Annotated in this window: 6 protein-coding genes; 4 read left to right on the top strand and 2 right to left on the bottom strand. The window is 66.6% G+C overall.

Annotated elements, in window-relative coordinates:
• Positions 1–92 precede the first annotated feature (92 nt).
• Complete coding sequence (locus tag VGL40_04715) at positions 93–662, top strand: GDYXXLXY domain-containing protein (protein ID HEY3314568.1); 570 nt, start codon at positions 93–95, stop codon at positions 660–662.
• A 92-nt stretch (positions 663–754) separates the two neighbouring features.
• Here the strand turns inward: VGL40_04715 and VGL40_04710 are convergent, their stop codons facing one another.
• Complete coding sequence (locus tag VGL40_04710; protein ID HEY3314567.1) at positions 755–3,907, bottom strand: efflux RND transporter permease subunit; 3,153 nt, start codon at positions 3,905–3,907, stop codon at positions 755–757.
• Positions 3,908–4,097: 190 nt separating this feature from the next.
• On the opposite strand from VGL40_04710, the gene VGL40_04705 reads away from it, so the two are divergent.
• Genes VGL40_04705 through VGL40_04695 form a run of 3 tightly spaced genes read left to right on the top strand, consistent with a single transcriptional unit; the run spans position 4,098 to position 6,486 of the window.
• A complete protein-coding gene (locus tag VGL40_04705) occupies positions 4,098–4,556 on the top strand; it encodes a CBS domain-containing protein (protein HEY3314566.1) in 459 nt (152 codons plus the stop codon).
• A gap of 35 nt (positions 4,557–4,591) precedes the next feature.
• Positions 4,592–6,007 (top strand): M48 family metalloprotease, encoded by a 1,416-nt coding sequence (locus VGL40_04700; GenBank protein ID HEY3314565.1) that lies wholly within the window; start codon positions 4,592–4,594, stop codon positions 6,005–6,007.
• Positions 6,008–6,018: 11 nt separating this feature from the next.
• Positions 6,019–6,486 (top strand): hypothetical protein, encoded by a 468-nt coding sequence (locus VGL40_04695; protein ID HEY3314564.1) that lies wholly within the window; start codon positions 6,019–6,021, stop codon positions 6,484–6,486.
• Positions 6,487–6,552: 66 nt separating this feature from the next.
• Here the strand turns inward: VGL40_04695 and VGL40_04690 are convergent, their stop codons facing one another.
• Entirely contained in the window at positions 6,553–8,160 is a 1,608-nt protein-coding gene (locus tag VGL40_04690; GenBank protein ID HEY3314563.1) for a D-aminoacylase, read from the bottom strand.

Raw genomic sequence — 8,160 nt, 5'->3', positions numbered from 1 at the left:
CTTCATCCTGGGTGGGGTCATCCTGGTAGCTGGCGGCTGGCTCTTGGAACGGAATCGGCGCCGCTGGATGCGGGCGATGGGGGGTGGGGTCGATGCCCACTAAGACCAGGTTCTGGCTGGCCGTCGCCGTCCAATTGCTGGTCCTGGCCGGGATGGTCGGCCTGCATGGTTTCACCGTCGCCACCGGTCGGGCCGTGCTGCTGAAGACGGCCCCGATCGATCCGTGGGACCCGCTCCGCGGACGCTATGTCCAGCTGAACTACGAAATCTCCCAGCCGACGTCCGACCGGGTGGCCATCACCGGTGGGCCGTATAAGCGGGGTCAACTAGTCTGGGTCACCCTGAAGAAGGGCAATCCCTATTGGAAGGCGATGGCGGTCACCATCCGGAGGCCCCGGGTCGGAGACGATGAGATGGCCGCAAAGGCTAAGGTCATGTGGTACGACCCAGGATCGGCGGCCGACGGAACCGGCCGGACCCAATCCCAGCCGGCCAGAGTCAGCTTGAGGTATGGCATCGAGCAGTTTTATCTGCCGGAGGGTCAGGGCAAGGGAATCGAAGGCCAGGCCTCCAGCCTGACGGTGGAGGCCCTGGTCGACCACTTCGGACGAGCCGCCCTACGTCAGGTGTTCCTCGACGGGAAGCCGCTTGAATGGCGTTGAGCCCTCGCCCCGAAGCAACGAACAAGCCACCGGCCAGAGGGCTCGATCGGGCCCCTGAACGGTGGCTTCGTCTTCCCCTTGACCGCTCGTGGTCAGGTCCGGCTGCCGCCGTCACCCAAGGGCGCCTGGGCCGCCGGACGACGCCTGAAGACACCGGCGACGAGGTCGAAGAACGTGTAGATGATCGGGATCATGAACAGGGTCAGCAGGGTCGAGGTCGACAGGCCGCCGATGAGGACCAGCGAGAGGGGCTTGGTCAACTCGGTGCCCTCGCCGGTGACCAGCGCCATCGGGATGAGCCCAAGGATGGTCGTCAGAGTGGTCATCAGGATCGGCCTCAGGCGGGCCGCCGCCCCGACCAGGACGGCCTCCTCGCGGTCCCTGCCATCCGCCCGGAGCTGATTGATGAAGTCGATCATGACAATGGCGTTGTTGACGACCACCCCGGCCAGGACGATAGAGGCGATGATCGAGGGGATCGACCACGGCAGGTGCCCGAAGTACAGGGCGGCCATCACCCCGATGATGGCCATCGGCATGGTGAACATGATGACGAAGGGGTGCAGGAGGGACTCGAACTGGGAGGCCATGACCATGTAGACGAGGATGACGGCCAGGACCATGGCCAGGGTCAGGCCGGAGAAGGCGTCCTGCATCTCGGAGTACTCGCCGCTGTACTCGACGCTGTATCCGTCGGGCAGGGCGATTTCGGAGACGGCCTTTTTCACGTCATTGATGGCCGTGCCGAGGTCGCGGCCGCTGAGCCCGGCGTTGATCGTCGCCACCCGTTGGTTCTGCTCCCGCTGGATGGTGTCAGGGCCGGTCCCCTGGCTGATGGTGGCGACGTCCTTGAGCTTGAACGGTCGTCCGGCGGCCGACATGAAGGTCAGCTCGGAGACGGCCGTCGGGCTTCCTCGGTCCTCCGGGCGAAGCCTCAGGACCACGTCAAGGTCTTGGTCCCCCAGCTTGAAGGTGGCCACCGTGTCGCCCTGGACGGCCGCCTTGACCAGGGAGCCGACGAGCAACGCCGACTGGCCGCCTTGGGCAAGCTTGTCGCGGTCATAGGCGATCGTGAGCTCCGGGCGGCCCTGGCGGAAACTGGTGTCGATGTTGTTCAGGCCGGGGATGGCCGTCAGCCTGCCGGCGATCCGTTCGCTGAGGTCCCTCAGGACGCCGATGTCCTTTCCCTTGACCAGGACCTCTACCGGCTGGAGGAGCCCCCCGGACCCGAAGAACGGGTCGGTCTGTTCGATGCCGACCCTCGCGCCGGATAGCGAGGTGAACGACAGCTGCTTACGGACGGCCTCGATGATCTCGGCCGTCGACCTGGTCCGCTGGTTCTGCCGGACCAGCTTGACCGAGACCGAGGCGACGTCCGGCGTGCCCGAGGAACCCCTGAACCCCATCGCGCCGCCGCTCGAACCGATGGTCGCCGTGATGAACTGCTTCTCCGGGAGGGCCTGAGCGACTTCCTCGATCCGTTTGACCGCCCGGTCGGTCTCCTCGATCGTGGTTCCGCTGGGCATGGTCACGCTGATGTCGAACTCGCCCCGGTCCATCTTGGGGATGAACTCGCCGCCAATGTGGGTGGCGCCGAGCAGGGAGACGGCGAAGACCGTCGCCCCGAGGAGGAAGACCAGGGCCTTGTGGCCGAGGACCCAGGCCAGGGCCCGCCGGTAGCCGATGACCAGCCATCCTTCCCGCTTCCGGATGAACCGCTCGCCTCTCCGGAAGAGGATGGCGGCGGCCATCGGGACGAAGGTCAGGGCGACGAGGAGCGAGGTCAGCAGGGAGAAGGTCACGGTCAGGGCCAGTTCCCGGAAGAGCATCCCGGACATCCCGCCGACGAAGACAACCGGCAGGAAGACGACCACCGTCGTCAGGGTCGACGCGGTGATGGCCATGGCCACCTGGCGGCCGCCGTTGATCGCCGCTTCCACCGGGGCTTCACCCTCCTGCATCCGCCGGAAGATGTTCTCCAGGACAACGATGGCGTTGTCGACCAGCATCCCGACCCCGAGGGCCAAACCCCCCAGGGTCATCAGGTTGAGGGTCAGGTGGTCGAAGTACATCAGGACGAAAGTGCCGATAATCGAGATCGGGATGGCCAGGCCGATGACGATGACGCTCCGCAGGTCCCACAGGAACAGGAAGAGGATGGCCACCGCTAGGAGGGCACCCTGCCAGGCGTTGCCCGTGACGGTGTCGATGGCCCGGCTGATGAAGTCGGACTGATCCATCGTCGCCAGGGCCTTGACTCCCCCTGGCAGGTCGGGCTTCATCGCCTCGAGGCGGTCGCGGACCTTGGCGGCCACCTGGACCGTGTTGGCCATGGCCGCCTTCTGGACCGCCAGGACCACGCTGTCGGTGGTGTTGAGACGGGAGAGGGCCCGGGTGTCGGGAGTTGCCAGCGTCACCTCGGCCACGTCGGACAGGCGCACCGGCTGCGGGACGGCCGTCGAGCGGCCCATCCCGGCCGGCAGGCGGCCGGCGGAAGCGGACATCCTAATCCCGATCATCAGGTCCTTCAGGTCCTGAAGGCTTTCCACCGTCCCCATCGACCGGACCAGGTAGTCGAAACCCTTGTCGGTCACCCGGCCCCCCGGGAGGTTGATGTTCAGGCCCCGCAGGACGCCGGAGAGTTGACTCCAGCTAACCCCGCTGGCCAGGAGCTTCGACTGGTCTACGGAGATCAGGACTTCCTGGGTCTGCCCGCCGACGACGCTGATCGAGGCGACCCCCTCGACCCGTTCGAGGGCCGGCTTGACCGTCTCTTCAGCCATCTGTCTCAGGCCGACCTGGCCCTGACTTCCGGTCAGGCTGATCATCATGATCGGCATCATCGACGGGTCGAACTTGACGACCATCGGGGCGGTCACGTCGGCGGGGAGGTAGCGCTTGATCAGGTCGACCTTCTCCCGCATGTCGAGGGTGGCGAAGTCCATGTTTGTGCCCCACTCGAACTCGGCGACGACGACCGAGGTTTCTTCCTGGGAGGTCGAGCTGATCCGGCGGACATTGGTGACCCGGCCGAGGACCTCTTCGATGGGCCTGGTGACGAGGTTCTCCACCTCCTGCGGGCCGGCCCCGGAGTAGGTGGTGATGACGGCGGCGCCGGGAAAGTTCATGTTCGGCAGAAGATCGACCGGCAGGCGCCCATAAGAAACGGCGCCCAGGATGATAAGCACCAGGACGCCCATGATCACCGTCACTCTCCGTCTGACGGCCATCTTCACCAGGTCCACAGGATCACCCTTTTCGCGGATCTTCTTCGGGGATAGGGGACACCCCTCAAGCCCGGGGGCCGTCGGGCCATCGCCGGCCACCGGGTTCATCCTATCGCCGCAAACCCGCTCCTGTCAAGCGCCGGAAGGCTTTGGGCGGCTTGACGGGGGCCGTCGGGGGGCATAGAATTCTCAATTGGGAGGGATTGGCATGACGGTCAAGGAGATCATGACCCGCTCCGTCATCAGCGTCCGCCGGGAGGACACGATTCGCGACGTCGCCAGGCTCCTGACCGACTTCCGCGTCAGCGGTCTCCCCGTCATCGACGGCCAGAACCGGGTGGTCGGGATGATCACCGAGGGCGACCTCATCCGGTTTGCCCGGACCAGCCAGATTCCGGTCATCCTGGACATGCTCGGGAACGGGGTCTACCTGAACTATGAGCCCCCCGCTTCCCTCGAGGAGCAGGTCGCCGGGGTCATGGGCTTGAAGGTCTCCGAGGTCATGATCAAGCGGGTGACCGTAATCGGTCCCGACGCCCCAGTCGAAGAAGTGGCCCAGATCATGGTCAACCGCCGGATCAAGCGGCTCCCGGTCGTGGACAAGGACAACAAGCTCGTCGGCATTGTCAGCCGGGGGGACATCGTCCGTTCGGTGATGACCTTCTAAAACCCCCGACCAGACCGAGGCGAGGAGTGATCCCCGTGTTCTGCGCGCAATGTGGCACCAAGGTCGCCGCCGACGCCATCTACTGCTGGAAGTGTGGGGCTAAGCTGGCCGGGTCCCGGCCGGGGCCGGATGACGCGTCCGGGACCGACAAGGTGGGCCCGGGATCCGGCGCGGCCCCTGGCCCGGCCCCGAACCGCGAGACGCCGCGCGGCCTGATGGCCTATCAATACGAGCACCCCGACGACACCCGGGCCACCGACTTGCTCAAGGCGGCCAGCCCCGTCATCGCCACGGTCCGGGCGATGATCACCAACTGGAACGAGCCGGCTCTCAAGGCTCAGCTCCTCGGCAATGCGGTGAAGGTCGGTCCGCAGCAGTACCCGGAGATCCACGAGATCACCGAGGAGTGCGCCCGCATCTTCAACCTCGAGACACCCGATGTCTTCATAAAGCACGACCCGTATTTCAACGCCATGACCTTCGGGGTCGACCAGGCCTTCATCATCCTCCACTCAGCCCTGGTGGACGGGTTCGACGGGGAGGAACTGCACTACATCATTGGTCACGAGATTGGCCACATCAAGAGCCAGCACGTCCTCTATCTGACCACCGCCTACATCCTGGCCAACCAGGCTCTGGCCATCGGTCAGCGCTTCCTGCCCCTGGCCCAGCTCCTGGTCATCCCGGCCCGAGCCGCCCTGGAGACCTGGAGGCGCAGCGCCGAGCTGACCGCCGACCGCGCCGGGCTGATCGCCGCCCAGGACCTGCGGACGTCCTCGATGGCCCTGATCAAGTTGGCCGTGGGCTCCAAGGAACTGGCCTCGCGGCTGAATTATGACGAGTATCTCCGCCAGATTGAGCAGGCCGAACAGCACACCCTGGCCGGCCCGGTGCAGACCTTCGCCAGTCACCCGATGGTCGCCCGCCGCGTCCGCCGGCTCAAGGAGTGGTCCGAATCGCCGGCTTACCGTTCGCTGTGGCCGTCCCGCCGGGGCTCCCCCGACGTGGCCACCCCGGCCGAACGGGAGGAGCAGGCCTCGGCCATCCTCGACCGGGCCATGTCCCAGGCTCGGCGCGGCTCCTCGCTGGCGGCCATGTGGCTGGCCATCGGCGGCGACCGTGGGCCGGTGGAAAGGGCCCTCCGCGACCTGGAGACCCTGACCGAGGACTACCCGGAGACCAGCGCCGCCCGCAAGGCCCAACTCTACCGGGCCGTCGCCCAGATGAACCTGCGCCTCCCCTATGAGGCAGTGGTCGGGTTCGAAGGCTTCGCCGAACGTTACCCGAACGACCCGCTGGCCCCTGAGGCGCTCTTCCACGCGGCCCATCTCTATGAGGCCACGCTCAGAGACGCGGAGCTGGCCCGGGCGGCCTATGAGCGGCTCTGCGACCGTTACCCCCGGAGCAACTGGAGCAAGGAGGCCCGGGCGGCCTTGCGCCGCCTGAGGTAGGGGGTGGGCAGGTGGGCACCTTCCTGTTGGCCCACAAGTTCCGTGACCCGGAGCTGAACCTGACCCTGGAGCTCTTTCTCCACCTGATCAGGGGAGCCTTGGGAGATAGGCTCACATCGCTCATCCTCCACGGTTCGGTGGTCTTCGATGACCTCGCCCCGGGCTCCGGCGACCTGGGTCTTCTGGCCCGGATGCTGGAGGGGGCTTTCCTCCCCGAGTCGATGCCGGACCCGGCCGTAACCGGTTCCGCCCTGTGGTGGGGGACGAGTGGCGAACCGGGCTGGGAACGGAACGAGCTCGGCTGGTTGGTTCAGAAAGTGCTTCGAGAGCGCGGCCAGACTCCTTTGCTGGGTGCGGGAAGGCAAGCTCAGTTCGAAGAGCGAGGCCGCCGACTGGGGGCTGGTCAACGCTCACGGGCATTGGCGCGAACACCTCCCCCAGGCCCGCCATATCCGCTTGACCCCCGCAACGGAAAATGAAGGCGCCGCCCGGAAAGCCGGGCGACGCTTTTTCGTCAGGCCGAGGGACCTCTGAGCGCCCCCACTCTACGGCCTTCGCAGCACCCTCCCCGACAGGGCGTCGGTCCGCCGGCCGTGGTCGACGGCCACCTGCCCGTTGACGATGACCCAGTCGATGCCCGTCGGCGGGGCGTAGGGCCGGTGCCCGGTGGCCTCGTCATTGATCCCGGCCGGGTCGAAGACGACGAGGTCGGCGCAGCACCCTTCCTTGACCCACCCCCGGTCGGTCAGGCCGAGCTTGACCGCCGCCCGGCCGGTGGCCTTGGCGACCATCTCCTCCAGCGGGAGGAGCTTCTCGTCGCGGGCATAGTGGCCGAGGACCCGCGGGAACGTTCCGTAGTGCCGGGGATGGATCGGGGTGTCCTCGCCGAGCGGGAAATCGATGGCGAAGGCGTCGGTTCCGACCATGACCATCGGGTGCTTGAGGATGGCTCGCACATCCGCCTCGCTCATGTTGGCGGCGATGGTCACCTTCAGGTCTTCCTCCAAGAGCAGGTCGGCGCAAAAGTCGAAGAGGTCCTTGCCGGCCCGCCGGGCACCGTCATCGAGGGTGTGCCCTTCTAGCTCGGGGTGCCTCGGGGCTTCGATGACGACGTAGTGGCGGCCGATGAGGAACTCGCGCCCCCGCTCTTTGGCCGACTCCTCGAGCTTACGGCGCAGGGCGGCCCGCCCGGCCTTGTCCCTCAGGCTGTCCGCCAGGACGGCCGGCTCCACGTCCTCGAACTCCAGGTTGTAGGAGCCGTGGAGCATGAAGACTTGGGCGAAGCAATACGGGTAGACGTCGGCGTTGACGTCGATCCCATCCGCCCGGCCCTTCTCGATCATCGCCAGGGTCTCGAAGACCCGACCGAAGTTTTCCGGGCCGACTGCCTTGTGGTGCGAGATCTCGACCCTGACCCGGGACTCGCGGCCGATGGTGATGGCCTCGGCCACCGCCTCCAATAGCTCGGCGGCCTCGCTCTTGATGTGCGAGGTATAAAGGGCGCCGTATTGGGCGGCCACCTTGGCCAGCTCGATGATCTCCTCGGTCCGGGCGTTGCCGCCGGGGAGGTAGGCCCGACCGGTCGAGAAGCCGAAAGCCCCTTCGTCCAGGCAGGCCCGGAGGAGGTCTTTCATGGCCGCCATCTCTCCCCTGGTCGGCGGCCGCTTCTCCCGGCCGACCACATGGGCCCGGATCAGGCTCTGCCCCACCAGGGGGGCGATGTTGACCCCGATACCCTTCCGTTCCAGGCTGTCCAGGTACTCGCCGAAGGAGTGCCAACCCAGGGTCATCCGTTCATAGGTCTTCGGCCCGACCAGGACCTTGACCAGGCCTCTGGCCACCGAGTCGAGAGTCTCCTGCTTCAGGGGAGCCAGGGACCAGCCACAGCTGCCCACCAATTCCGTGGTGATCCCCTGGACGAGCGAGCTCTCGGCCCGATTATGAACCGGCAGGGAAAGGTCCGAATGGGAATGCATGTCGATGAACCCGGGGGCGACGACCCGACCCTCGGCCGACAGAGTCGCCTTGGCCTCCCTGCCTTCGAGGGTTCCCACAGTGACGATCTCCCCGCCGACAACGCCGATGTCGCCCGGACGGGCCGGCCGCCCGGTGCCGTCGATGACCAGGCCGCCCCGAATCAGTAGGTCGAGCAC

It is taken from the genome of Bacillota bacterium (genome assembly GCA_036504675.1).
In the GTDB taxonomy this organism is placed as follows: domain Bacteria; phylum Bacillota; class Sulfobacillia; order JAJYWN01; family JAJZPE01; genus DASXUT01.
Note: the sequence above shows the minus strand (reverse complement) of the source record. Positions and strands in the feature narration are given on the sequence as shown.